This is a genomic window from Ruegeria sp. N4 (assembly GCF_056531425.1).
The window spans coordinates 637646-661812 of sequence record NZ_JBQFLT010000001.1; the positions used below are offsets into that span (position 1 = coordinate 637646).

Below are 24167 nucleotides of genomic sequence, written 5' to 3' on the forward strand. Positions count from 1 at the left end.
TTCCCTTCTGTCGCGAAATCAGGGCTTTGGCCAGAGCGGATGGGCCACCGGGTCTTTCGCCCGCCAGAAATACTCTTTGAATATCTGCGCGTAAGACCGATAGACATACGCCTCGTTGCACGCCTGATACCGCTCTTTCCCGGCCCGATAGAGCGCAGGCAGCTGATACCAAGGCGCGGATGGGTTCATGTGGTGAACAACGTGCAAGTTGTTGTTCAAAAACAGAAAGGACAGCAACCCTCGATCTTCGATTATCACGGTCCGGGCGCGCGATTTCTCATGCGCGCGGTGTTCCAGGAAGGTGCGGATTTTGACCAGCCCCAAACCGATATAGGCCGACAGGACAAATCCCCAGACCGGCATGGTCGACTGCGCAACAACCCACAAAACCACCGCGACGCCCGGAATATGCAGCGCCCATGCCACCAGAACCGCGCGATCCCCCCGGATCATCCCCTGCCATTCGTCCCGAACAAACATGACCTGCCCAATGGCCGGGCCCAGCACGATCCGGCCCAGAAGCGTGTTGTTGATTGCAAACAGCCGCTTCTTCCACCCGGATAATTGCGCCCAGATTTTGGGGTCCAAGTAATTCGTCTCGGGGTCGTCATAAGGATCGGTCAGGTTGGCATCCTGATGATGCGCAAGATGCAGATCGCGGAAGCGATTGAACGGGATAAACAGTGTCAGGGGCAAGGCCAACAGGGCCTCGTTCAACCATTTGGCGCGGAACGGATGGCCGTGCAGCGCCTCATGCGTCAGCGAAGAATGCAAGGCCCCGACCAACCCCATCGCCGGAATCGCCAACCATAACGACCAGGCGGCCAACCAAAACAGCACCGCCAGCCAAGTGGCATAGCACGCGACGATCAGCGCAAACGTGCCCCATTCGGGTGTCTTCGGCGTCGTTGGCTCACCCATGGCGGCCCCACGAAATCCCGGCCCAAATGCGCTCGTAGAGGACATAAAGCGTCAAACCAATGGCCGTATTGACCAGCGCCAGCGCACCGCCAATGGCCGCCGATCCTGTTGCGATCAGACCGACCAATGTCATGACCGCCAACCCAACAGCATTCCAAATGATTGCTTTCACGACCGATCTTCGTCGCGTTTCCATTCCGGACCCCAGTTTTTATTGTTCTCACAAAAGTGTTACTTACCGGCCCGGACGTTGGGAATTCTGAATATGATTAACAAAATTCATCACCTGTGATATTTTCAAACACATGGATGAAAAACTCGACAAACGCGTCCGCGCTGCGCAGTTTCGCCTGCGACTGGCCCGCGCGATGGAGGACCGCCATGTCAGCCAAAGCGCTCTGGCCCGCAGCATCGGGGTAGACCGGTCCACAGTGTCTCAACTACTGGCCGATGAAGGCGCGCGCTTGCCCAATGCGCATGTGATCGGCGGCTGTGCTTCGGCGCTTGGGGTTTCAGCGGATTGGCTGCTGAGCCTGTCGAACCGCCCCGAAAGCGCGGCGGAACTACTGGCCAGTTCCCTGACCATGACCGAAGCCCCCCGCGCACTGGTGGATGAGCGGATTTTTCAATGGCATCAAGAGGCTGCGGGCTACAAAATCCGCTATGTGCCGGCTACTCTACCCGACATGCTCAAGACCCGCGCGGTGCTGGAATGGGAATACGCCCCGCATCTGGGTCGCACGGCAGATCAGGCCATCGGTGCCTCCGAGGATCGTCTGTCCTGGATGCGCAGCGCGCAGTCAGACTATGAAATCGCCATGCCGCTGTTTGAAATGCGCAGCTTTGCGCAGGCCGAGGGATACTATCAGGGCCTGCCGCTTTCTTTCCGCCTGGAACAAATCGACCACCTGCTGAGCCTCTGTGAACAGCTCTACCCACGTTTGCGCATCTATCTGTTCGACGCAAAACGCCTGTATTCCGCGCCGGTCACAATCTTCGGCCCGCTGCTGTGTGTTTTCTATGCTGGCGGTCACTATATGGCCTTCCGGGACCGCGACCGGATCGAGGTTTTCACCCGCCACTTCGACACATTGATCCGCGAGGCGGATATGACAGCGCGCCATTTTCCAGAACATCTGCGCCAGTTGCGCGCCCAGATTGCCGACGGCTGAGGGCTAAAGGGAATCCCCCAATCGTGCGATTTGGCGGGTCGTGTAGTATAGTGACCGCGCGAACCCTCAGACATTCCATGGAGGATGACAGGAATGGACGCATTACAGACTGCCCAATATGCACGCGCATTGTACACGGCCCATGGCGACCAGGCCGAGGCGGAAGCCGCTAAAAAGATGCGCGAATGTGAGGCCGCCGGAAACACGCGGGAAGCCAAAGACTGGCAGGCCGTGCGCAGCACAATCCGCCAGATCCGCGGCCCGAATCAAGGCTGACAAAGCAGATCAGAGTTTCGGGTCAGGATTGACCGTGTGACCATCCACCGCGATGACCTGCCCCGAAACCAGCCGCGCCGCGTCCGAGGCCAGAAAGACCGCCATTTCAGCAATATCATGCGCCTCGACAAAGCGCCCCATTGAGGTGCCCGAGGCATAGCCCGCATAGACCTGATCCCGCGTCATGCCCTTTGCGGCGGCTTCGCGCTGCAGGACGCCTTCCATGCGCGGGCCTTCAACAGCGCCCGGACAAATCACGTTGCAGCGCACACCGTGAGGGCCAAGTTCCATCGCCAGTGTCTTGCCCAGCCCGATCACACCCCATTTGGCCGCCGCATAAGGCGCGCGGTTCGGATAGCCATATTGCCCCGCCGTGGATGATGTGATGATCACCGCACCGCGCCCGTCACGTTTCAGCATCGGCACTGCGTATTTTGAACACAGAAACGCGCCCTCAAGATTGACGGAAAGGCATTTTTTCCAATCTGTTAAAGACACATCCTCAACCAGTGCGGTTGGCCCGGCCACACCTGCATTGGCGCACAGAACATCCAACCCGCCCCAGGCCTGTTCCAGTTGCGCGAAAACCTCGGCGACATGCGCCTCGTCCGACACATCTCCCTTGGAGGACTGCCAATGGTCCGGACAGCCCTGCAAAGCGTCCTCGTCGACATCCACCACCCAAACCTGCGCCCCTGCGGCATCAAACGCCTCGGCCATCGCGCGCCCGACGCCCGAGGCGCCCGCGGTGATCAACACCCGCTGCGTCATGCGGGTTTTCGGATCGCGGCACCCGCTCCTTCCGGATAGGGAAGATCAGCTTGCGCATTGGCTATCCTGGCCATGGCGGCTTCGATCTCGGGCAACGGCGGGCTTGGGCGGCGGGTCTGCAGGCTGACATGCAGCAGGAAACTCTCACCCGTGGCCAAAAGCGTGTCGCCCTCATACATGCTGTGGAACAGGTGCAGCTTCTTGCCTTGCCCCAACAGCATTTGCGTCCGCACCTGAATCTTCGCGCCTGCATGGGCCTCATCATGATAGCGGATGTGATTTTCGGCGGTGAAATAGCTGCCGCCCGAGGCGATATAGTCCGCATCGCAGCCGATGATTTCCATGAACCGGTCGGTTGCAGCAGCAAAGGCTTCCAGATACTTCGCCTCGTTCATGTGGCCGTTGTAATCTGTCCAATCCAAGGGAACGGCGCGTGACAAGGTCAGGATCGGCTGGCTCAGATCCGCCTGATCCAACGTCGGCAACGCGCCCGGTTTCAGCAGCGCGTCATGCCGGTTCAACACCGCCCCCGCGCCATAATCCTGCGCCTTCAGCGCCCGCATCATGCCCACAAGGTTATTGTCGCGAATGCGTTCAAGTTCCCGGATCGAATGCATCCCGGACTGCGCATCCGACTGATCCGCGATCATATCGACCAGTTCATCAGTGAACTCGGGCACATCCATCAGCTTGGTCCAGGGCCATTTCAAAGCGGGCCCAAACTGCGCCATGAAATGCCGCATCCCGGCCTCACCACCGGCCACGCGATAAGTCTCGAACAACCCCATCTGGGCCCAGCGAATGCCAAAGCCCATGCGGATGGCCTCATCCACCTCTTCGGTCGTGGCGATCCCGTCCTTGACCAGCCACAGCGCCTCGCGCCAAACCGCCTCCAGAAAGCGGTCCGCGATATGCGCGTCGATCTCTTTCTTGATGTGCAGGGGGAAGAATCCAACCGATTTCAACAGCTCCTGCGCCCGTTCCACCATCTCGGGCGGGTTCTTGGCGGTCGGCACCAACTCGATCAATGGCAGCAGATAGACCGGGTTGAACGGATGCGTCACCACAATCTGCTCGGGCCGCAGCGCGCCTTCCTGCAATTCCGACGGCTTGAACCCGCTGGTCGAAGAGCCAATGATCGCGTCCGGATCGCACGCCTCCTGCAACCCTTTGTAAACCTTCAGCTTCAAATCCAGACGTTCCGGCACGCTCTCCTGAATCCAGATCGCGTCCCGAACGGCGTCCCCAATGTCGTCGTGAAAGGTCAACGCCCCCTCGGGCGGCAAAGGTACATCGCTCAACCCCGGCAAAGACCGCCGCGCATTGTCCAGAACCTCGCCAATCTTGCGCTCGGCTTCCGGGTCCGGGTCGAATACCCGCACATCCCAGCCATTGAGCAGAAACCGGGCAGCCCATCCGCCGCCGATCACACCGCCCCCTATGATTGCCGCTGTTTTTGCTCGTTGTTCTTTGTCCACGATCCGCCTCTTCATCTGGCCAGAAATATCCCGGGGGTTTGGGGGCTGGCCCCCAATTTCCCCGTAGGTGTCACTTCGCAACCGGTGCCCGTTTCTCCAGGCCCAGCTTCTCGCGCACCTCCTGCGGTCCGATCACCCGCGCGCCCATGTTCTCGATGATGGTGCCCGCGCGTTCGACCAACTGCCAGTTTTCAGCCAAGACGCCCTTGTCCAGCCACAGATTGTCCTCAAGCCCGACACGCACATTGCCCCCTGCCAGCACCGTTGCCGCCACATAGGCCATTTGGTTCCGCCCCAGCGAAAAGGCACTGAACGTCCAGTCATCCGGTACATTGTTCACCATCGCCATGAACGTGTTCAGATCATCCGGCGCGCCCCAGGGCACCCCCATGCACAGTTGCACCAGCGCATTCGGCTCCAGAATCCCTTCCTTCACCAACTGCTTGGCAAACCACAGATGACCGGTGTCAAAGGCCTCGACCTCAGGCTTCACGCCCATATCGGTCATCATCTGCCCCATCGCCCGCAGCGCACCGGGGGTGTTGGTCATGACATAGTCAGCCTCGGCAAAGTTCATGGTGCCGCAATCCAGCGTGCAAATCTCCGGCAGACACTCAGCAATATGCGCCACCCGCTCGGATGCACCAATCATGTCCGTGCCCGCTTCATTCACCGGAAACGGGCTTTCGACACCGCCAAACACGATGTCCCCGCCCATGCCAGCGGTCAGGTTTAAGACCACGTCCACGTCGGCATCACGAATACGGTCCGTCACCTCGCGATACAGATCCAGCCGACGGCTGGGTGCGCCGGTCTCAGGGTCGCGCACATGGCAATGCACTACCGCCGCACCGGCCTTGGCGGCAGCGATTGCGCTATCGGCAATCTGCTGCGGCGAGCGTGGCACGTGCGGGCTGCGATCCTGCGTTCCACCCGAGCCGGTAATAGCACAGGTAATGAAGACATCGCGGTTCATTTCCAGAGGCATGGTGTTTTCCCCAAGTTATACCCGGTTTCGCCCTGAGTTTTCCCCAGGCTTCTCCCCGGCAATCGATTTGCGTTCACCCCCGACTCTGACGCAGCCTTGGGGAAACACTTGCCAGAATGCGAATCGAACTTGATGAAATCCGCAAAAAACATACTCCAGCCCGAACATCGCGCCCTGAAAACGGCGGTGCTGGTGCTGGACGAATGCAACACGCTCAGCTTCGCCTCGGCGGTTGATCCGATGCGCGCAGCCAACCGTCTGGCGGACCGCCCGGCTTTTGACTGGGATTACGTGACCGCCACAGCGGAACCCGCGATGCTGACCAGCGCGCTGAACGTCCCCGGCATCCCCTTGGCGCGGCTGCAAAGCTGCGACCTGATGATCGTCGTGGCCGGATTCCAACTGGCCCGCCACGCCACCCCTAGCCTGCTGGCCGGTCTGCGCCGTATTGCCGGCACGGGTGCCACAATGGCTGGCATTGACGGCGGCCCCTGGTTGCTGGCCGAGGCTGGTCTGCTGGATGGTCACGCGGCCACAACCCATTGGGAAGACCTCGACAATTTCGCCGCCCGCTTCCCCGAGGTAGATGTCCGCCCCGACCGCTTTACAGTATCCGAAAACCGCCTGACATCCGGCGGCGCGATCCCGGCGGTCGAGATGATGTTGCACATCATCGCCGCGCGTCACGGCGCAGGCTTTGCTGCGCGCGTCTCGGGCCTGTTCCTGTACGAAGGCGCGCCGGAACCCACCAAACCGCAAAGCCGCACGGGTGCTCCGCACCGCCATACTGCGCTGACAGCCAAAGCGAACAGCCTGATGGAATCAGCGCTCGACGACCCCCTGCCGCTCGCCTATATCGCCGACCGTCTGGGCACCAGCCCGCGCACGCTGCAACAGCAGTTCCGCCTGCGCCTGAACACCACGCCGCAAGACCACTACCTGCAACTGCGCCTGGCCGAGGCCCGCCGTCTGGTCACCGACACCGATATGCCGCTGATGGATGTGGCACTGGCCACCGGCTTCACCTCACAATCCAGTTTCGCCCGCGCCTTCCGCACCGCCCACGGCCAATCGGCCCGCGACCTGAGGCAAGAGCGCGCGCACCCCACCCATCACTGACCGGATCCGCTTCATCTGGCCAAAAATACCTCGGGGGAGTCGCCAAACGCGACGGGGGGAGAGCCCACTAAAACGGCATCGGATGCGCGCGATGCGCCTGTCCGATGTCCTTCAGAACCTCAGCGGAAAGCTGCAGATCCTTCCCGGCGATGATATGTTCCAACTGCACCACCGACGTCGCACCGAAAATGGCCGACATCATGAAGGGCCGCGTCCGGCACCATGCCAGCGCCATATGGGTGGGGTCCAGACCATGCGCCGAGGCAACCCCAAGATAGGCTGCCACCGCATCAAACACCCGATCCGACTTGCGCCCGCCCATCTCGGCCGAGATCGACATGCGCGACCCCTCGGGCACCGCGCCGCCCTGATACTTGCCCGTCAAAAACCCGGTCGCCAAAGGTGAAAACGCCATCAGGCCCACGTCTTCATGAACGCTCAGCTCGGCCATGTCGGTGTCGAAATGCCGGCACAGCAGCGAATACTCATTCTGCACCGACGCGACCCGAGGCGCGCCCATCTGCTCGGACAGGCGCAACCACTGCGCGATGCCCCAGGCGCTCTCATTCGACAGGCCGAAGGCGCGGATGTTGCCTTTGTCGACCTGCGTCTGCAGGGCCTCAAGGCACTCCTGCATGTTCTCCAACACCTCGTTGGTGTTGTGACCCGACGGGGAATAATTCCAGTTCTGCCGAAACATATAGCTGCCGCGATTGGGCCAGTGAAACTGATAAAGGTCGATATATTCGGTCTGTAACCGCCGCAGAGAGCCTTCGATTGCCTCAGGGATGGTCTGCGCCGAGATCGGCGCGCCGTCGCGCACGTAAGACATGCCCGACCCCGAATGCTTGGTGGCCAGAACATAATCGCCCCGGCGTGCCGCGTTGGCCGCGTTCCAGTTGCCCAGGATCTCCTCGGTCCGCCCGATGGTTTCCTTCGAGACCGGATTCACCGGATACATCTCGGCGGCATCGACGAAATTGATCCCTGCCCCCAGCGCCAGATCCATCTGCGCGTGCGCATCCGCCTCGGATGTCTGCGTCCCGAAGGTCATCGTTCCCAGACACAGATCAGAGACCATGATGCCGGTACGACCCAATGGCTTCATTTCCATCCGTCACCCTCCTGAAATTTGCGACAGCCGCGCGTTACGCCTCGGCTTTCTTTTCCCAACGGCCCGATTCTTCGGACCAGTACTGTGCCGAACACCCCGCGCCGGTCAGGGCTTTCCACTGTCCGCGCGCATGCTGAACGGCCTGTTCGTCATTGCCATCAAACAGGATGCAGACCCGATCCAACGTGGCAACCTCATCCGGTTCAACCGAAGCCCCATCCACCGACATAACGCAGGTGGCGTCATTTGCCGCCTGCATGTCCGAGGTCAGAAGAATCGGCTGCATTGCATCATGTGGCCCGCCTGCGCGGCCATGGGGCAGGAACGCTTCCTCGGGCCCCAGCCACAGCTTTTCATCCAGCCAGTCCAGCCGGGCGGGATCGGTGCCCCGCACGGCAATCCGCCACCCGGCTTGACGCGCTTTGTCCAGCAGCACCGGCAAAGTTTGCTCCAGCGGCCTCTGGGTCAGGTGGTAGAAATAGACGGCCCCCATGGTTTACTCGAAATTGTCCTGCACAAAGCGGCTGAGCGCACGGACACCCCAGCCAGTGGCCCCCTTGGGCGCGTAGGAGGTCTCGGAGGCGACCGAGGCCACCCCGGCAATGTCCAAATGAATCCACGGCGTGTCATCCTTGACGAACCGTTGCAGAAACTGTGCCGCCGTGATCGAGCCTGCGGGCCGTCCGCCCACATTCTTCATATCGGCAATGCGGGATTTCAGTTGCTTGTCATACGCCTCACCCAGCGGCATCCGCCATGCGCCCTCATCCTCGGCCCGCGCCGATTTCAGGAAGGCATCGCAGAACGTGTCATTGTTCGAGAAGACACCGGCATTTTCGTGCCCAAGCCCGATGATGATCGCACCAGTCAGGGTCGCCAGATCGATCATGCCCACCGGTTCGAACCGCTCCTGCGCGTACCACATCACGTCGCACAGCACCAAGCGCCCCTCGGCATCGGTGTTGATGATCTCGACCGTGTCGCCCTTCATCGATTTGACCACATCGCCGGGACGTGTGGCGTTGCCCGAGGGCATGTTCTCGACCAGACCAACAAGCCCCACAACATTGGCCTTGGCCTTGCGTTTGGCCAGCGCCCGCATGGTGCCCGCAACAACACCCGCGCCGCCCATATCCATGGTCATGTCTTCCATGCCACCAGCCGGTTTCAGCGAGATACCACCGGTATCAAACACCACGCCCTTGCCGACCAGCGCCAGAGGCGCATCGTCCTTGTCACCGCCATTCCACTGCATGACGACCACTTTCGACGGGCTGTCCGAACCCTGTCCGACGCTCAGCAATGTGCGCATGCCCAGTTTGGCCAGCTTGTCCTCGTCCAGCACTTCGACCTCAAGACCCAGCTCGGCCATCTCGGCCAAACGATCCGCGAATTCGGTGGTGGTCAGCACATTTGCGGGCTCGTTGGTCAGGTCGCGGGTCATCCGCACACCGTCGGCGACCGCATACATCGGCGCAAAGGCGGCTTCGACTTCGTCCGGTTTCTGGTGACTGATCGTGACCGTGCCCGGCGCGTCGCTGTCCTTGGTTTTGTGCGCGTCAAAATCATAGCAACGCAGGGCAATGCCCAACGCCAGATCCTCGGCGCGGGCAAGATTTCCGGCCATGACCAGCAAAGGTTGATTATCTGACAGCTTGGCCAGCTTGGCCCCGGCCTTTCGCGCCTCATCTGCATCAGGGCGGCGCGGCAGGATCAGGATGTCCAGCGCCTCGGCCGCCATTCCGCTTGGCCAGGCCAGCGACACCACATCCCCGGCATTCACCTTTTCAAACCGGTCGCTTTCCAGCAGCCGCGCCACGGCCCCGCGCGTCAGGCGATTGGCGCGTTTGGCCGCCGGGCTCAGCTTTCGGTCCGCGGGAATGACGACGACGACACGCCCCTCGGCCTGTGCCATCGCGTCCACGTCGAAGGCCTGAAACTGGATGGGGACTAGACTGCTCATTGCGCGCTCCTCAAAATCTGTTCCCCAAGACCTAGCCCGCGTCGCCCGGCTTGACCAGATAGCAGTTTTCCCCGACCACCAATTGCATTAAAGTCCTGAAAAAATATTCGGCAGGCTCGAGGGGAGACGACAGTGGCACTAAACGGCAGGCACACGCCGTCGCGCATGACCATATGCGGGACAGGCCTTGGCCAGACTGCCTGTGATGCAAGCCCAGCGGGGCTGTGCCCGTGATACTGGACCGCTACTTCGCCCGCCGCTTTTTGCAGAGCTTTCTGGTCATCGGCGGCATCTTTCTGACCCTGATGATTCTGATCGACCTGATCGAACAGGTACGTCGGTTCAACGAGGTTGACCTGTCCTTTGGCCGCTTGTTGCAACTGACCTTGTTGAACACGCCCGCCGCGATCAGCGAAATGCTGCCCCTGCTGGTGATCCTGGCCACTATCGCGCTGTTCGTGGGGCTGGCGCGCACCTCTGAACTTGTGGTGACGCGGGCCACGGGTCGGTCCGGCATCCGGGCGCTGGTGGCCCCTGTCCTGCTGGCGCTGATCATCGGTGCGCTTGCCGTGACCTTGCTGAACCCGATCGCGGCAGCCACCTCCGAGGAATATCAGCGCCTGTCCGATTCCTACCGCAACAACGGCAGTTCCGCCCTGTCGATCAGCAGCGAAGGCCTGTGGCTGCGTCAAAGCACCGACACAGGTCAGGCCGTGATCCACGCCCGAGGCACGTCGAACGGGGATGAGTTGCGCCTGCGTGATGTCACCATCGTCTCGTTCGATCCGGACGGCAAACCGACCCAACAGATCGTTGCAGACCGTGCCAGGCTGATCGATGGAAGCTGGGTTCTGATGCAGGCCAAGGTCTGGAACTTTGAGGACGGCCAGAACCCTGAACTGAACGCGGTCGAGCATGACCGGCTGGACCTGCCCACCTCGCTGACCCGTCAGCGCATTCTGGACACTTTGGGCCAACAGGACTCCGTTTCTGTGTACGACCTGCCGCAGCTCATCAAGGATCTGCGCGAGGCCGGATTCTCGACCAAACAGTACGAGGTCTGGCTGCAAGTCCAACTGGCGCGCCCCTTCTTTCTGGTGTCGATGGTTCTGATCGGCGCCGCATTTACCATGCGCCACGTGCGTTTTGGTGGAACCGGTGTGGCGGTTCTGACGGCGGTTCTGTTGGGCTTTGCCATCTATTTCGTACGCAACTTTGCGCAAATTCTTGGGGAAAACGGTCAATTGCCCATCTACGTCGCTGCCTGGGCCCCGCCCGTTGCCGCCATATTCCTGTCACTTGGCCTGTTGCTGCATGCGGAGGACGGGTAATGCCGCGCATCGTATCTGCGCTGCTGGCAGGTGTCCTGGTCTTTGCAGCCCCGACCACCGCGTTGAAGGCGCAAACCGCGCCTGGACCCGCGCCTGCGGATGGAGCGGCGCAGCAGGAACAGCCCGCCTTGCTGGTGGCCGACAAAATCTTCATCACGCCCGAGCGCAAGCTGGTCGCCGAAGGCAATGTCGAGGCATTTCAGGGCGATGTGAAACTGACCGCCCAACGAGTCACTTTCGATCAGGAAACCGGGCAGCTTGTCCTTGAAGGTCCGATCCGCATCGATCAGGCCGGACAGACCACGCTGCTGGCGGATTCGGGCGAGTTGGATGAAGGTATTCAAAACGGCCTGTTGATCGGCGCGCGGATGGTGTTTGACCAGCAGGTCCAGATCGCCTCGGTTCAGGCCAATCGGGCCGCCGGGCGCTATACGCAGTTCAGCAAGGTCTCGGCCACGTCGTGTCATGTCTGCGCAAATGGCAGACCGCCTCTGTGGCAGATCAGGGCGCGCAAGGTAATCCACGACCAGCTCGAACGACAGTTGTATTTCGAAGGCGCTCAGCTTCGGGTGCTGGATTTCCCGGTGTTCTATTTCCCCTATCTGCGCCTGCCAGACCCGACACTTGACCGGGCAACCGGGTTTCTGGTGCCGTCGATCCGCAGCACCTCGCAACTGGGGACCGGCGTGCAGGTGCCGTATTTCTTCAAAATAGGCGATCACAAGGACCTGACGCTGACGCCTTATGTGTCGGCCCAGACCAAAACGCTGGGATATCGCTATCGTCAGGCCTTCAAGAACGGCCGCATTCAGATCGAAGGCGCGTTTACCCGTGATGATGTGCAACCGGATCAGGATCGCGGCTATTTGTTCGCCAACGGTTTCTTCAACCTCAAAAACGACTACCGGCTGAGCTTCAATCTGCGCACCACATCCGACGACGCCTATCTTGCCGATTACGGCCTGCCGGATTTCGACCGCCTGCGCAGCGAAATCGCGCTGACCCGGATCAAACGCGATACAGCCTTCCGCACCAGTTTCATCCACTACAAGACCCTGCGCGACAGCGAGGATCAGGATGAGATCCCCTCGCGCGTGTTCGATCTGAACTATGAAAGGCGCTATTTCCCCAACGCCATCGGCGGTGAAGTGCGGCTGGGATTCATTACTCACGCCCACGAACGCACCAGCGACGAGGATATTGTTGGCCGTGACATTGCGCGTGCAACCTTTGACGCGGAATGGTTGCGCAGCTGGACCTTTGCCACAGGGCTTCGGGCCGACGTGCAGCTGGGCACATCGGTGGATACGTTCGACATCCGCAATGACAGCGCGTTCCCGGATCAGGTCACACGCGCCACGCCACGCGCGGCACTGACCCTGCGCTATCCGATGACACGCCGGGAACAATCCGGCGCGACCCAGTTTCTGGAACCGATCGCGCAATTCGGCTGGACCGATGTGTCCGATACCGATGTGCCCAATGACGAAAGCACGTTTCAGGAATTCGATCAGGGCAACCTTCTGTCCCTGTCCCGCTTCCCGGCAGAAGACCAGCGCGAGGATGGGGCCACGGCCGTCTTTGGCGTGAACTGGGCGCGGTACAAGGCGAACGGCTGGCAGGCGCTGGCCACCGTGGGTCAGGTCTTTCGCAGCGAAGCCGACCCGAATTTCAACCTGACCTCGGGCCTACAAGGCACGACCTCGGATCTGCTGCTGGCCGGTCAGATCAAAACAGCCAACGGTTGGTCGCTGGCCGGGCGTGGGCTGATCGATGGTGATTTCAGCTTTACCAAGGCCGAGCTGCGCGGCGGCTGGACCGGTGAAGGCAGTGCGATCACCGGCAGCTATGTCTGGCAAGAAGCGGATCCCGCCGAAAATCTGGATGACGAGATTTCGGAAATCTGGCTGCGCGGGCGCTACCGGGTTGACGAAAACTGGCAGACCCGCGCCTCGGCCCGCTATGATCTGGCCGCCTCGGAACCCATTCGTTTGGGGCTGGGCGTGACTTATCAGAACGAGTGCGTGCAGGTTAACATGTCCGTAAGCAGGCGCTTTACATCGACAACAACTATTGAGCCTTCGACCGAATTCGGGTTTACCCTTTCGCTGACAGGATATGCCGTTGAAGGCGGCGGAAAGACATACAAGAGAAAATGCAGTTGATTACAGGTTTCGTCAGGTTTCTCCGTTCCGGTTGCTCCAAACCGGTTACTTCGGCATTGGCAGCAGCCATTTTGGCCTTATCTGCCCCTCAGTCGGGCGCCCAAAGCCTGTTCTCACCCGCGATCCGCGTCAATCAGGACATCGTCACCTGGTACGAGTTGGAACAGCGGATCCAGTTCCTGAACGTTCTGGGCATCCCTGGCGGCACCGAGGCCGAGGTCCGGCAGGCCCTGATCGATGAACGTCTGCGCAAACAAGCGATGCGCGAGGCCGGGATTCAAGCCGCCCCAGAAGACGTGCAGGTCGGCATCGACGAATTCGCCGCGCGCGGCCAACTCAGCACCGATCAGTTCCTGCAATTGCTGGGCGATGCAGGCGTTGACCCCGAAACGGTACGCGATTTCGTGGCCGATCAGTTGGCCTGGCGCGATTATATCAGCGCGCGTTTTCTGTCTCAGGCCCGCCCCACCGAAGACGAGATCAACCGCGCCCTAGGTCAGGGCGGCGGCGGTGGCCTTCAGGTCCTGCTGTCCGAGATCATCATTCCGGTGAACCAGCAAACCCTGGCACAAACCGAGTTGTTGGCCGAAGAAATCTCGCGCCTGCAAGGGTTTGACGCGTTTTCCTCAGCCGCCGCGCAATACTCGGCAGCTGCCACCCGCAACAATGGCGGACGGCTGGACTGGCTGAACATCACCAACCTGCCACCTGCGCTGCAACCCTTGATTCTGGGACTGGAAAACGGTGAGATCACCGAGCCCGTGGGCCTGCCCAACGCCATCGCGCTGTTCCAGATGCGCGGTATTCGCGAGGTCTCGACCGGCGCGCCCCGATATTCGAAAATCGACTACGCGGTCTACTACCTGCCCGGCGGGCGCAGCGGTGACACGCTGGCCCAGGCTACCCGTCTGCGCGAAGATATTGACACGTGCGACGACCTGTACGGCATCGCCAAGGACCAACCCGCCGAGGTGCTGGAACGGATCGAGGCCGCGCCATCGGAAATCCCGCAGGATGTTGCCGTGGAACTGGCCAAGCTGGACCGCAACGAGGTGTCTACGGCGCTGACCCGCAACAATGGGCAAACGCTGATGTTCCTGATGCTGTGCAACCGCACCCGCGATCTGGGTGAAGATACCTCGCGCGTTGATGTCGCCAACGCCCTGACCCAGCAACGCCTGCAAGCCTTTGCCGAAAGCCTGCTGGAACAGCTGCGCGCCGACGCATCCATAACCGAGCAATGACAACCCCCATCGCGCTCAGCTGCGGTGATCCGGCGGGCATTGGCCCTGAAATCGCCGCCAAGGCATGGGCTGAACTGCGCGGCACCTGCCCGTTTTTCTATATCGGCGACGCATCTCACCTGCCCGCCGGCACACCAACCCAACACATCGCCGACCCGGCCGAAGCTGTTCAGATCAGCCCAAACGCGCTGCCCGTACTGCATCTGGACTTCCCGGCCCAAAACACACCCGGACAGCCCGACCCCGCCAACGCCCCCAGCGTGATCGACGCGATCGAACGTGGCGTGGCGCTGGTGCAATCTGGCGGGGCCTCGGCGCTTTGCACCGCGCCGATCCACAAAAAGGCCCTGATCGACGGGGCCGGGTTTGCCTATCCGGGCCATACCGAGTTTCTGGCCGCACTGGCGGGGCGACAGCGCGTTGTGATGATGCTGGCCAGCGCGCAGTTGCGGGTTGTTCCCGCCACCATTCACATCCCCCTGTCACGGGTGCCACAGGAACTGACGCCCGATCTGCTGACCGAAACAATCGCGCTGACCGCCGACGGGCTGCGCCGCCAGTTCGGCATCGCGCATCCAAGGATCGCTATTGCGGGGCTGAATCCCCATGCCGGTGAAGGCGGCAAGATGGGCACCGAAGAGTTGGATTGGATCGCGCCCCTGATCGCCGGTCTGGACAGCAAGGATTGCTCCGTCACCGGCCCGCATCCGGCAGACACGCTGTTCCACACCGCCGCCCGCGCCCGCTATGACGCGGCCATCGCCATGTATCACGACCAGGCCCTGATCCCGATCAAGACGCTGGATTTCGACCAAGGCGTCAACGTGACCCTCGGCCTGCCCTTCATCCGAACATCCCCCGACCACGGCACCGCGCTGGACATTGCCGGGCAAGGCATCGCCAACCCCACCAGCCTGATCGAGGCCCTGAAACTCGCCCAACAGATGGCACAAACCCCTTGATCCTTCACCTGGCTGAAAATATCCCCGCCGGAGGCAAAAAATCTCTGGCGCTCCCCCATCAACCCGCGCCACGGTAACCGGATCATGAGCGCTATCGACACCCTTCCCCCTCTGCGCGAGGTCATCGCGACCCACCAGCTGTCGGCCCGCAAATCGCTGGGCCAGAATTTTCTGCTGGACCTCAACCTGACCGCCAAGATCGCGCGTCAGGCCGGGGATCTGAGCCAATGCGACGTTCTGGAAATCGGCCCCGGCCCCGGCGGCCTGACGCGCGGGCTGCTTTCGGAAGGTGCGCGCAAGGTTGTGGCAGTGGAAAAGGACACCCGCTGCATCGCCGCCCTGAACGACATCGCCGCGGCGTATCCGGGCCAGCTTAAGGTGATCAACGGCGACGCGCTGGAAATCAACCCGCTGGAACATCTGACGCCACCGATCCGCGTCGCCGCCAACCTGCCCTATAACGTGGGCACCGAGCTTCTGGTCCGCTGGCTGACCCCGCCCGAATGGCCGCCCTTCTGGCAAAGCCTGACCCTGATGTTCCAGCGCGAGGTCGCCGAGCGCATCGTCGCCCAACCCGGCAGCAAAGCTTATGGCCGCCTTGCCATTCTCGCCCAATGGCGGGCCGAGGCGCGCATCGCCATGTCACTGCCCCCCGGCGCGTTTACGCCCCCGCCCAAAGTCTCCAGCGCCGTGGTCCACCTGACCGCCCTGCCCGAGCCGCGCTATCCGGCCGATGCAGCCACGCTGTCGCGTGTTGTGGCCGCCGCCTTCAACCAACGCCGCAAGATGCTGCGCGCCTCGCTGAAAGGCGTGGCCCCCGACATCGAAGACCGCCTGATCGCAGCAGGGATCAAGCCCACAGAACGCGCCGAACAAATCCCGCTTGAGGGTTTTTGTGCGCTGGCGCGCCAAATTACGAACCGCTGAACAAAAAAAGCCCCGGACAATGTCCGGGGCTTTTTGAAATCGTCTATCGGGATTTACTCAGCCGCTTCCGGAGTATCCCCATCCGTTTTGGGCGCACCCTCTGACGCAGGCGCAGCCTTGGGCTTGCGCGCTCGCGGCTTACGGACGGGTTTTTCTTTTTTCTCGGGCGCTTCAGCCGTTTGGGCGTCGCCTTTGTTTTCCGGTGTTTCGACCAACCCGCTTTCAGGCGCCGACGCCTCGGGCGAGAAATCCATCACATCGGGTTGCGGTGCCTCGGCCGGGTCGGCCTGACGGGCGGCTTCGCGTTCCTGCCGTTCGGCGCGTTCGCGGTCACGCTCGGCCTGACGCTCGCGGTTCTGGCGCTCCTGCTCTTCGCGGCGGGCTTCGATCTCGCGCTGTGCCTCGCTCAGCATCCGCAGATAATGCTCCGCGTGCTGCTGAAAGTTCTCGGCTGCGACACGGTCGTTTGACAACTGAGCGTCGCGGGCAAGCTGGTTGTATTTGTCAATGATCTGCTGCGGCGTGCCACGCACCTTGCCCTCGGGGCCCGAGCTGTCAAAAACACGGTTCACGACGTTACCGCCGGAAGGACGATTGCGGTTGTTCTTGGCCCGCGAGCGGGATTTGGAAGATCTCATCTTACTTTACGTCAGCCTTGTCATTCGCTGTCGACCAACCCGTGTTCTGCACTGCTCTGCGGCGTTTGCCATGACGGGAAGTCAACTTTTTTGGGCTTGGCGTCAGGGGTGCGCTGCAACAGCGTCAACCTCGCCGACTAATCCTGAGTAAACATGTCCTGCCCCGGCAGACAAGAGGATTCTCGGATATTTCGCAGCTTTTTTACCTAAACCGGCGTTTTTCGGCCTCATACTGTTGATTTCAAGCAGGCAGACGTGCGCCCACGACGCGGTCACGCCCGTCCAGATCCGGGATCACGCGGACATCCGCCAGACCAGAGGCGTCAAACAACGCGGCAACCTGCGTGGCCTGTGTAGGGCCGATTTCAACCAGAATGCGCCCGCCAGGCAGCAGAAAATCCGGCGCATCGGCGGCCAGATGGCGGTAGGCGTTAAGCCCGTCGCCCTCATCTGTCAGGGCCATCCGGGGTTCATGCTCGCGCACTTCCGGGGACAGGCCCGGCATTTCCGTCAGCGCAATGTATGGCGGGTTCGAGACGATCAGGTCGAACTTGCCCTCTACCGCCTGGAACCAGTCCGAACGCAACACCTCGGCACGCGCCTGCACATTATGCTGCACCGCATTGGCGCTGGTTTGCAGGCAGGCGGCCTCGCTCAGATCCACGCCCACCCCGCTTGCGCTGGTGCGTTCGGCCAGCAATGTGATCAGGATACAGCCCGAGCCGACACCAAGATCCAGCACATGGTCGAACGGCTCGCTCAGCGCGGCTTCGATCAGCGCTTCGGTCTCGGGACGCGGGTCCAGAACGTCGCGGCTGACATGGAACCTGCGGCCGTAGAATTCGCGCTCGCCCAACAAATGCGAAACCGGCACCCGAATGGCGCGCAACGAGATCAACTGATCGTAGCGCTCGGCAATGTCGGGTGGCAATTCTTCGGGTGCGATCAGGGTAACGCGGCTTGCTTCGATTCGCGCCGCATGGGCCAGCAGAACACGGGCGTCCCGTGCCGGATCATCCACGCCCGCAGCCCTCAGGCGCGCCGTGGCGGCCACCATGGCCTGTGCCGCTGTATGCACCCCGGTCATTGCGCCATCTCGGCCAGCAGCCGGGCCTGATCATCGGCGGTCAGTGCGTCGATCACTTCATCCAGATCGCCCTGCATCACCTGGTCCAGCTTATACAGCGTCAGGTTTATGCGGTGATCCGTCATGCGGCCTTGCGGGAAGTTATAGGTCCTGATCCGTTCCGACCGGTCGCCCGATCCCACCTGACTGGCCCGATCGGCCGAGCGTTCGCTGTCGATCCGCTGCCGTTCCAGATCATAAAGCCGCGTTTTCAGCACCTGCATCGCGATCTCGCGGTTGCGGTGCTGGGATTTCTCGGAGCTTGTCACCACAAGGCCGCTTGGCAAGTGGGTGATCCGCACCGCCGAGTCGGTCGTGTTCACGTGCTGCCCACCCGCGCCGGAACTGCGCATCGTGTCGATGCGGATGTCATTTGCGTCGATCTGGATGTCCACATCTTCAGCCTCGGGCAAAACCGCCACCGTCGCCGCCGAGGTGTGAATACGCCCGCCGCTTTCGGTTTCGGGCACCCGCTGGACGCGGTGCACGCCGGATTCGTATTTCATCCGGGCAAAGACATTGTCGCCTTTGATGTGGGCCACAACTTCTTTGACGCCCCCAAGATCCGAGGCCTGTTCCTCGATAATCTCGAACCGCCAGCCGCGACTTTCCGCATAGCGTTGGTACATGCGCAACAGGTCACCGGCGAACAATGCGGCCTCGTCCCCGCCGGTGCCGGGTCGGATTTCCAGCATCGCCGGGCGGGCGTCCGCCTCGTCCTTGGGCAGCAAGGCCAGTTGCAGCGCATGTTCGGCCTGCGGAATCTGCGCCTGCAATTCCGGGATTTCTTCCTCGGCCAGTTCCTTCATGTCCGGGTCGGACAGCATCGCCTCGGCCTCGGACAGATCGGCAACCAGCTGACGCCACGCCATGATCTGGTCAACCACCGGCTTGAGGTCCGAATACTCCTTGGCCAGAGCCGCAATATCCCCGCCCGAGGCGCCATCGGCCATGGCCGCTTCGAGGTATTGGAATCGCTGGGTTATCTGCTCAAGGCGTTCTTCGGGGATCATCCCGGCGGTGTCTCTTAATCCGGGGCTTTGGTCAAGGGCTAGCCTTGTGCTAAGATTCCGCCCATGAAACGGTTCGTTCTTGGATTCCTGCTGTGTGCCTCGCCTGTTATGGCGGATGTGACCGGCCCGAATGGCAAGGTTCAGGACTGTTATTGCACCGACAAAACCGGCACGCGCGTTGAACTGGGTGAGATGATCTGCCTGCAGGTCGATGGCCGCATGTTCATGGCGCAATGCCAGATGTCGCTGAACGTGCCCATGTGGCGCGAGGTGCAGGAAGGGTGCTTGTCGTCTGGTTTGCCGTCCGACTGGCCGGATCTGGAACCTGCGCCCGACACCGCCGAGTCCTAAGCGACACCTGCGGCGTCACATCTGCCCCAACCACCCATCAACCCGCGCCTTGTTCACTCCAAAATCCTTGCGGCCAAAGCGCAAACGCCCGTGGATGCGCAGGACATCCCCATCCTGCTGTACCGTCGTGTAGTCCGGGAAGCCGATCACCTTGGTGCGGGTGATGTAGGTGATCATCCCGTCCCCAACCGATCCGGCCAGAACCGTGGTGCGCGGTGCCGCCCTTGCAATCGCATCCAGACGCGCCAGGCCATCCGGACCCGCCTCAACCACGCGCAAAACGCCGCCCTGCAAGTCACGATCCGCATCGGCCTGAGGGGCCACGTGCCAGCGCTTTGGGTCTGACGGTGCCAATCGGATATACGCCGCCATCCCAACGGCCAGAAAAAGAAGCAAACCAAGGGCTATCTTCATCACCTACCTCAACCTTTTCCCGTCAGCCTATCCCGATCCGCCACCGGAACAAGGTGCCCCGTACGGCTTTACCGCGACGTCACGCCGGGCAGGATGCACAACAGCTCGAACAGCAGGTTCGCCGCCGTCAGCGCCGTGTTGCCCGACGGGTCGTAAGGCGGAGAGACCTCGACCAGATCACAGCCCACCACATTCACCCCCTGCAAGGCGTGGATCAGTTGCAACGCCTGCGGGGTGGTCAATCCACCGATCTCGGGCGTTCCGGTGCCGGGGGCGTAGGCGGGATCGAGACTGTCGATGTCATAGGTGATGTAAACCGGGTGATCCTCGACCGTCTTGCGGATCTGCGAGCCGATCTGGGTCAGGTTTTGTTGCCACAACTCCCACGCCGGAAACTGGCGAAAGCCCCAGTCTTTGGCCTCGGTAAAGTCGGTGGCGGCGTAGCCCGAGCCGCGAATGCCGATCTGAAAAGTTTTGTCGGGGACGATCAGCCCCTCTTCATAGGCGCGACGGAAGACGGTGCCGTGGGTTTCCTTCTCACCAAACATCTCATCGTTCACATCCGCATGGGCATCCACATGGACCAGGGCCACCGGCCCGTGTTTCGCCGCAATCGCCCGCAGGATCGGCAAAGTGATCGAGTGATCCCCGCCCATCGCCACCGGGATCACGTTCTTCGCCAGAATACCGTCATAGCTGTCCTTGATGATCTTCAGGCTTTCGGACAGCGAGAAGGTGTTGATTGCAAGATCGCCAATATCGGCAGTCTGCAAACTGTCGAACGGGGCGGCAGATGTGGCCATGTTATAGGGCCGGATCATCGCGCTTTCGCTGCGGATCTGCTTGGGACCAAACCGGGTGCCCGAGCGCCACGAGGTGCCGATATCCATCGGGATCCCCAACAGCGCAATATCCAGCCCCGCCAGCGAGGTCGCCTGCGGCAGACGCATAAAGGTGTTCGGCCCGGAAAACCGCGCCAGATCATTGCCGCTGATCGGTTGATTATACTCAGTCATGCGCGTTTGGTTCCCACTCCATCAGATCACGTCCCTCAGCACATACCGGATGTATGGCTAACCATTGGTTAACGCCCGAGGGGTCGCGTTTACGTTTTGCCAGCCATCAGGCGTTTCCACCCCAGCAGGCAGATGATCTGCGTGGCCACATGCGCCCCGGCAATCGCCGTCGCACCGGATGTATCGAAAGGCGGCGACACCTCGACCACATCCCCGCCTTTGATGTTGATCCCGGCAATGTCGCGCAGGATGATCTGCGTCTGGATTGAGCTCAGGCCACCCCAGACCGGTGTTCCTGTGCCGGGGGCAAAGGCCGGGTCCAGACCGTCAATATCAAAGCTCAGGTAGACGGGATTGTCGCCCAGAATGCCCTTGATCTTCTGGGCCACGGCGGCGGGGCCGGATTCGTAAACCTCGCGCGCGTCGATGATGTTGACGCCCAGAGTGTCCTCGTTATGGGTGCGGATCCCCACCTGGACCGAGCGTTTGGGGTCCACGATCCCTGATTTCACCGCCTTGTAGAACATCGTCCCGTGATCCACGCGCGACATATCATCATCGGCCCATGTGTCGGTATGCGCATCGAATTGCAGCAGGGACATCGGCCCGAATTTCTCGGCATAGGCTTTGAGGATCGGAAAGCTGATATAGTGATCCCCGCCCAGCGTGACCGAGGCCACGTCGGCGGCCAGGATAGTCCGGATATGATCGGTCAGCGTGTCCGGAAAGGCCGGGATATTGGCATAGTCATAGGCCATGTCGCCATAATCAACGATGGCCAGTTCGCTGAGCGCATCAAACGGCCAGCCATACGGCGCATCGGGCGATTGCAGGGCGCTGGCTTCGCGGATTGCGCGGGGGCCCAGACGTGTGCCGGGGCGGTTGGTCACGGCCTGATCGAACGGCACCCCGGTCACAGCGATGTCCACGCCCTTTAGCTCTTTGGTGTAAAGCCGCCGCAGGAACGAGGTCGCGCCGCCGAATGTGTTCTCATAGGACAGCCCTTTTAGGTCAGGGTTGGTGAACGCCTCGTCCACCTGTGTTTTTGCGTCTTCCAGTGCCATGTCTTGATCCCATCAGCCCAGCGGCTGGGCCTTTTCGACAATCCGCGCGAAGAAAGAAGCTCCCACCGGCGCGATCTCGTCGTTGAAGTTGTATTTCGGGTGATGCAGGCCCGCGCCCTCGCCCTGTCCCAAGAACAGATACGCGCCGGGGCGTTTCTGCAGCATGTACGAGAAATCCTCGGCCCCCATCTCACGCCCGGTATTTGCCGTGACCCGGTCGGGTCCTGCAACATCCCGCGCAACCTCGGCCGCAAAACCCGCCTTGTCGGCATCATTGATCGTTGCGGGATAGCTGACGACATAATCCAGCCGCGCCTCGACCCCGTACGAGGCCGCCTGCCCCTGCACGATCTGCTCCATCCGCTGCATCACCATTTTCTGAACGGCAGGGTCGAAGGTGCGGACGGTGCCGTTGATATAGGCCGTATCGGGGATCACGTTGTTGACCGTCCCGGTATGGATTTGCGTGACCGAAACGACCAGATCGTCCAAGGCATAGTGGTTGCGGCTGACAATCGTCTGAATCGCCTGCGCAATGGCGCAGGCGGCCATGACCGGGTCGCGGGTCTCATGCGGCATCGCACCGTGGCCACCGACGCCCTGGATATGCACCTCGAACGTATCGACCGCTGCCATGATCGGACCGGGCGTGGTGTAGAACGCGCCTTCGGCAAAGCCCGGCGCGTTGTGCAGCGCGTAGACCTGAGCGATGTCGAACTGCTCCATGATGCCTTCCTGAACCATGACATTGGCCCCGCCACCCTCTTCCTCGGCGGGCTGGAAAATCAGCGCAACGCGGCCGCGGAAGTTTCGCGTCTCGGCCAGATAGCGCGCGGCGCCCAGCAGCATCGTGGTGTGCCCGTCATGGCCGCAGGCGTGCATCTTGCCGGGGTGTTTCGAGGCGTAGTCTACGCCCGTCTCCTCGGTAATTGGCAGCGCATCCATATCGGCGCGCAGGCCAATGGTCGGCCCGTCGCCCTGCCCGTTGATGATCGCGACCATCCCGGTTTTCGCAATACCTTCGTGCAGTTCATCCACCCCGAACTCGCGCAACCGTTCGGCCACAAAGGCGGCGGTTTCAAAGCACTCGAACTCCAGTTCGGGGATCGTGTGCAAATGCTGGCGCCATGCGGCCATGTCGGCTGAGAAATCGGCAATTCGGTTGACGACGGGCATCTGGGGTGGACTCCTGATCGGGACTGCGGAATGGATGCATCTGACACCGGAACGAAAGGGTTCGCAATGGCCGAAAATCCTCTGATCCACGACAGCGATGCGGGTATCGAGCGTTTGCTGGAAATCATGCGCCGCCTGCGCGACCCGGATTCAGGCTGTCCGTGGGACATCGAACAGGATTTTTCGACGATTGCCCCCTATACCATCGAAGAGGCCTATGAGGTTGCCGACGCCATCGAACGTGAGGCCTATGATGAGCTACAAGGAGAGCTGGGCGATCTGCTGTTCCAGTCCGTCTTTCACGCCCAGATGGCCGAAGAAGCCGGGCATTTCACCTTTCAGGACGTGGTGCGCACCATGTCGGACAAGATGGTCGACCGCCATCCGCATGTGTTCGGCGACGAATCCCGCGACAAATCGGCTGAACAGCAGACGCGCGACTGGGAAACCATCAAAGCGGCTGAGCGTGCGGGAAAGGAACAGAAAGGCGCGCTGGACGGTGTCGCCGCCAACCTGCCTGCCCTGCTGCGCGCACATAAGCTACAAAAACGCGCCGCCCGCGTGGGGTTTGACTGGCCCGATGCCAGCCACGTGCTGGCCAAGATCACCGAAGAAGCTGCCGAACTGGAAGAGGCGCGCAACAGCAAGGACGCCGATGCGCTTGAGGATGAGTTCGGCGATCTGCTGTTCGTGATGGTCAATCTGGGCCGTCATCTGGGCATCGAGCCCGAAGCCGCCCTGCGCCGCACCAACGCCAAGTTCACCCGCCGGTTCGAACAGGTTGAGGCACGGCTGGCTGCCCGAGGCAAAACGCCGTCTCAAAGCGATCTGGCCGAGATGGATGCGCTGTGGGATGAGGTCAAGATCGAGGAACACCGCGCCAACGGCAAACTCCCGCCTGTGGACGCACCGACCGGGGCCTGAAACCGCTGGACAAG

Annotated in this window: 25 protein-coding genes; 10 read left to right on the plus strand and 15 right to left on the minus strand. The window is 61.5% G+C overall.

Features of this window, described 5'->3' with window-relative positions; all coding sequences use genetic code 11:
* Nucleotides 1-18: 18 nt before the first annotated feature.
* Both ACR0LW_RS03125 and ACR0LW_RS03130 read right to left on the minus strand, forming a co-directional pair.
* The gene (locus ACR0LW_RS03125) at nt 19-921 is read right to left on the minus strand and encodes a fatty acid desaturase (RefSeq protein WP_480580888.1); all 903 of its coding nucleotides are present in this window, start codon (nt 919-921) and stop codon (nt 19-21) included.
* Nucleotides 914-1117 (minus strand): DUF2061 domain-containing protein, encoded by a 204-nt coding sequence (locus ACR0LW_RS03130; protein WP_170734948.1) that lies wholly within the window; start codon nt 1115-1117, stop codon nt 914-916. The genes ACR0LW_RS03125 and ACR0LW_RS03130 overlap by 8 nt, the downstream gene beginning before the upstream one ends.
* A gap of 109 nt (nt 1118-1226) precedes the next feature.
* Between ACR0LW_RS03130 and ACR0LW_RS03135 the strand changes: the two genes are divergently transcribed.
* Both ACR0LW_RS03135 and ACR0LW_RS03140 read left to right on the plus strand, forming a co-directional pair.
* Complete coding sequence (locus tag ACR0LW_RS03135) at nt 1227-2093, plus strand: helix-turn-helix domain-containing protein (protein ID WP_480580886.1); 867 nt, start codon at nt 1227-1229, stop codon at nt 2091-2093.
* A 93-nt stretch (nt 2094-2186) separates the two neighbouring features.
* Complete coding sequence (locus tag ACR0LW_RS03140) at nt 2187-2369, plus strand: hypothetical protein (RefSeq protein WP_480881545.1); 183 nt, start codon at nt 2187-2189, stop codon at nt 2367-2369.
* Nucleotides 2370-2378: 9 nt separating this feature from the next.
* Here ACR0LW_RS03140 and ACR0LW_RS03145 read toward each other — a convergent pair whose 3' ends face one another.
* From ACR0LW_RS03145 to bcoG, 3 genes are all read right to left on the minus strand, one after another.
* The gene (locus ACR0LW_RS03145; RefSeq protein WP_480580884.1) at nt 2379-3140 is read right to left on the minus strand and encodes an SDR family oxidoreductase; all 762 of its coding nucleotides are present in this window, start codon (nt 3138-3140) and stop codon (nt 2379-2381) included.
* The gene (locus tag ACR0LW_RS03150) at nt 3137-4618 is read right to left on the minus strand and encodes a carnitine 3-dehydrogenase (protein WP_480881546.1); all 1482 of its coding nucleotides are present in this window, start codon (nt 4616-4618) and stop codon (nt 3137-3139) included. The genes ACR0LW_RS03145 and ACR0LW_RS03150 overlap by 4 nt, the downstream gene beginning before the upstream one ends.
* A 70-nt stretch (nt 4619-4688) precedes the next feature.
* Entirely contained in the window at nt 4689-5606 is a 918-nt protein-coding gene (gene bcoG / locus ACR0LW_RS03155; protein WP_480881547.1) for a 3-dehydrocarnitine:acetyl-CoA trimethylamine transferase BcoG, read from the minus strand.
* Nucleotides 5607-5738: 132 nt separating this feature from the next.
* Between bcoG and ACR0LW_RS03160 the strand changes: the two genes are divergently transcribed.
* A complete protein-coding gene (locus ACR0LW_RS03160) occupies nt 5739-6725 on the plus strand; it encodes a GlxA family transcriptional regulator (RefSeq protein ID WP_480881548.1) in 987 nt (328 codons plus the stop codon).
* Between the two features lie 67 nt (nt 6726-6792).
* On the opposite strand, the gene ACR0LW_RS03165 is transcribed toward ACR0LW_RS03160, so the two are convergent.
* Genes ACR0LW_RS03165 through ACR0LW_RS03175 form a run of 3 tightly spaced genes read right to left on the minus strand, consistent with a single transcriptional unit; the run spans nt 6793 to nt 9802 of the window.
* The gene (locus tag ACR0LW_RS03165) at nt 6793-7839 is read right to left on the minus strand and encodes an aldo/keto reductase (protein ID WP_480881549.1); all 1047 of its coding nucleotides are present in this window, start codon (nt 7837-7839) and stop codon (nt 6793-6795) included.
* Between the two features lie 34 nt (nt 7840-7873).
* Nucleotides 7874-8332, minus strand: coding sequence for a DNA polymerase III subunit chi (locus tag ACR0LW_RS03170; protein ID WP_480881550.1), 459 nt, complete (start codon nt 8330-8332; stop codon nt 7874-7876).
* Between the two features lie 3 nt (nt 8333-8335).
* Nucleotides 8336-9802, minus strand: a complete 1467-nt coding sequence (locus ACR0LW_RS03175; protein ID WP_480881551.1) for a leucyl aminopeptidase — start codon at nt 9800-9802, stop codon at nt 8336-8338.
* A 230-nt stretch (nt 9803-10032) separates the two neighbouring features.
* Between ACR0LW_RS03175 and lptG the strand changes: the two genes are divergently transcribed.
* From lptG to rsmA, 5 genes are all read left to right on the plus strand, one after another.
* Entirely contained in the window at nt 10033-11133 is a 1101-nt protein-coding gene (gene lptG, locus ACR0LW_RS03180) for an LPS export ABC transporter permease LptG (RefSeq protein WP_170453017.1), read from the plus strand.
* Entirely contained in the window at nt 11133-13298 is a 2166-nt protein-coding gene (locus ACR0LW_RS03185) for an LPS-assembly protein LptD (RefSeq protein ID WP_480881552.1), read from the plus strand. Before lptG ends, ACR0LW_RS03185 begins: the two co-directional genes overlap by 1 nt.
* Entirely contained in the window at nt 13289-14542 is a 1254-nt protein-coding gene (locus ACR0LW_RS03190; RefSeq protein ID WP_170450146.1) for a peptidylprolyl isomerase, read from the plus strand. Before ACR0LW_RS03185 ends, ACR0LW_RS03190 begins: the two co-directional genes overlap by 10 nt.
* Nucleotides 14539-15504 (plus strand): 4-hydroxythreonine-4-phosphate dehydrogenase PdxA, encoded by a 966-nt coding sequence (pdxA, locus tag ACR0LW_RS03195; protein ID WP_480881553.1) that lies wholly within the window; start codon nt 14539-14541, stop codon nt 15502-15504. Before ACR0LW_RS03190 ends, pdxA begins: the two co-directional genes overlap by 4 nt.
* A gap of 84 nt (nt 15505-15588) precedes the next feature.
* The gene (gene rsmA / locus ACR0LW_RS03200) at nt 15589-16431 is read left to right on the plus strand and encodes a 16S rRNA (adenine(1518)-N(6)/adenine(1519)-N(6))-dimethyltransferase RsmA (RefSeq protein ID WP_480881554.1); all 843 of its coding nucleotides are present in this window, start codon (nt 15589-15591) and stop codon (nt 16429-16431) included.
* 53 nt (nt 16432-16484) lie between these two features.
* On the opposite strand, the gene ACR0LW_RS03205 is transcribed toward rsmA, so the two are convergent.
* From ACR0LW_RS03205 to prfA, 3 genes are all read right to left on the minus strand, one after another.
* The gene (locus ACR0LW_RS03205; RefSeq protein WP_480881555.1) at nt 16485-17069 is read right to left on the minus strand and encodes a DUF4167 domain-containing protein; all 585 of its coding nucleotides are present in this window, start codon (nt 17067-17069) and stop codon (nt 16485-16487) included.
* Between the two features lie 241 nt (nt 17070-17310).
* Nucleotides 17311-18156, minus strand: coding sequence for a peptide chain release factor N(5)-glutamine methyltransferase (gene prmC, locus ACR0LW_RS03210; RefSeq protein ID WP_480881556.1), 846 nt, complete (start codon nt 18154-18156; stop codon nt 17311-17313).
* On the minus strand, nt 18153-19208 hold the full coding sequence (gene prfA / locus ACR0LW_RS03215) for a peptide chain release factor 1 (protein WP_480881557.1): 1056 nt from the start codon (nt 19206-19208) through the stop codon (nt 18153-18155). Before prfA ends, prmC begins: the two co-directional genes overlap by 4 nt.
* A gap of 63 nt (nt 19209-19271) precedes the next feature.
* Between prfA and ACR0LW_RS03220 the strand changes: the two genes are divergently transcribed.
* The gene (locus ACR0LW_RS03220) at nt 19272-19559 is read left to right on the plus strand and encodes a hypothetical protein (RefSeq protein ID WP_480580859.1); all 288 of its coding nucleotides are present in this window, start codon (nt 19272-19274) and stop codon (nt 19557-19559) included.
* Between the two features lie 15 nt (nt 19560-19574).
* On the opposite strand, the gene ACR0LW_RS03225 is transcribed toward ACR0LW_RS03220, so the two are convergent.
* From ACR0LW_RS03225 to ACR0LW_RS03240, 4 genes are all read right to left on the minus strand, one after another.
* On the minus strand, nt 19575-19973 hold the full coding sequence (locus ACR0LW_RS03225) for a DUF1499 domain-containing protein (RefSeq protein ID WP_170621924.1): 399 nt from the start codon (nt 19971-19973) through the stop codon (nt 19575-19577).
* A 68-nt stretch (nt 19974-20041) separates the two neighbouring features.
* Complete coding sequence (gene speB / locus ACR0LW_RS03230; RefSeq protein WP_170621925.1) at nt 20042-20989, minus strand: agmatinase; 948 nt, start codon at nt 20987-20989, stop codon at nt 20042-20044.
* Between the two features lie 89 nt (nt 20990-21078).
* The gene (speB, locus tag ACR0LW_RS03235) at nt 21079-22053 is read right to left on the minus strand and encodes an agmatinase (protein ID WP_170450127.1); all 975 of its coding nucleotides are present in this window, start codon (nt 22051-22053) and stop codon (nt 21079-21081) included.
* 12 nt (nt 22054-22065) lie between these two features.
* Complete coding sequence (locus ACR0LW_RS03240; RefSeq protein ID WP_170450125.1) at nt 22066-23229, minus strand: M20 aminoacylase family protein; 1164 nt, start codon at nt 23227-23229, stop codon at nt 22066-22068.
* 66 nt (nt 23230-23295) lie between these two features.
* Here ACR0LW_RS03240 and mazG point away from each other — a divergent pair, with 66 nt between their 5' ends.
* On the plus strand, nt 23296-24153 hold the full coding sequence (gene mazG, locus ACR0LW_RS03245; protein ID WP_170453015.1) for a nucleoside triphosphate pyrophosphohydrolase: 858 nt from the start codon (nt 23296-23298) through the stop codon (nt 24151-24153).
* Nucleotides 24154-24167: the final 14 nt, after the last annotated feature.

Bases quoted from the DNA above. Each gene is read 5' to 3' on its own strand.
- ACR0LW_RS03205 (WP_480881555.1), bottom strand. From the start codon at position 17,069: ATGAGATCTTCCAAATCCCGCTCGCGGGCCAAGAACAACCGCAATCGT.
- ACR0LW_RS03170 (WP_480881550.1), bottom strand. From the start codon at position 8,332: ATGGGGGCCGTCTATTTCTACCACCTGACCCAGAGGCCGCTGGAGCAA.
- rsmA (WP_480881554.1), top strand. From the start codon at position 15,589: ATGAGCGCTATCGACACCCTTCCCCCTCTGCGCGAGGTCATCGCGACC.
- speB (WP_170621925.1), bottom strand. From the start codon at position 20,989: ATGACTGAGTATAATCAACCGATCAGCGGCAATGATCTGGCGCGGTTT.
- ACR0LW_RS03130 (WP_170734948.1), bottom strand. From the start codon at position 1,117: ATGGAAACGCGACGAAGATCGGTCGTGAAAGCAATCATTTGGAATGCT.
- ACR0LW_RS03140 (WP_480881545.1), top strand. From the start codon at position 2,187: ATGGACGCATTACAGACTGCCCAATATGCACGCGCATTGTACACGGCC.
- ACR0LW_RS03125 (WP_480580888.1), bottom strand. From the start codon at position 921: ATGGGTGAGCCAACGACGCCGAAGACACCCGAATGGGGCACGTTTGCG.
- speB (WP_170450127.1), bottom strand. From the start codon at position 22,053: ATGGCACTGGAAGACGCAAAAACACAGGTGGACGAGGCGTTCACCAAC.
- bcoG (WP_480881547.1), bottom strand. From the start codon at position 5,606: ATGCCTCTGGAAATGAACCGCGATGTCTTCATTACCTGTGCTATTACC.
- mazG (WP_170453015.1), top strand. From the start codon at position 23,296: ATGGCCGAAAATCCTCTGATCCACGACAGCGATGCGGGTATCGAGCGT.
- ACR0LW_RS03190 (WP_170450146.1), top strand. From the start codon at position 13,289: ATGCAGTTGATTACAGGTTTCGTCAGGTTTCTCCGTTCCGGTTGCTCC.
- prmC (WP_480881556.1), bottom strand. From the start codon at position 18,156: ATGACCGGGGTGCATACAGCGGCACAGGCCATGGTGGCCGCCACGGCG.
- ACR0LW_RS03220 (WP_480580859.1), top strand. From the start codon at position 19,272: ATGAAACGGTTCGTTCTTGGATTCCTGCTGTGTGCCTCGCCTGTTATG.
- ACR0LW_RS03225 (WP_170621924.1), bottom strand. From the start codon at position 19,973: ATGAAGATAGCCCTTGGTTTGCTTCTTTTTCTGGCCGTTGGGATGGCG.
- prfA (WP_480881557.1), bottom strand. From the start codon at position 19,208: ATGATCCCCGAAGAACGCCTTGAGCAGATAACCCAGCGATTCCAATAC.
- ACR0LW_RS03175 (WP_480881551.1), bottom strand. From the start codon at position 9,802: ATGAGCAGTCTAGTCCCCATCCAGTTTCAGGCCTTCGACGTGGACGCG.
- ACR0LW_RS03240 (WP_170450125.1), bottom strand. From the start codon at position 23,229: ATGCCCGTCGTCAACCGAATTGCCGATTTCTCAGCCGACATGGCCGCA.
- pdxA (WP_480881553.1), top strand. From the start codon at position 14,539: ATGACAACCCCCATCGCGCTCAGCTGCGGTGATCCGGCGGGCATTGGC.
- ACR0LW_RS03145 (WP_480580884.1), bottom strand. From the start codon at position 3,140: ATGACGCAGCGGGTGTTGATCACCGCGGGCGCCTCGGGCGTCGGGCGC.
- ACR0LW_RS03165 (WP_480881549.1), bottom strand. From the start codon at position 7,839: ATGGAAATGAAGCCATTGGGTCGTACCGGCATCATGGTCTCTGATCTG.
- ACR0LW_RS03160 (WP_480881548.1), top strand. From the start codon at position 5,739: ATGAAATCCGCAAAAAACATACTCCAGCCCGAACATCGCGCCCTGAAA.
- ACR0LW_RS03185 (WP_480881552.1), top strand. From the start codon at position 11,133: ATGCCGCGCATCGTATCTGCGCTGCTGGCAGGTGTCCTGGTCTTTGCA.
- ACR0LW_RS03135 (WP_480580886.1), top strand. From the start codon at position 1,227: ATGGATGAAAAACTCGACAAACGCGTCCGCGCTGCGCAGTTTCGCCTG.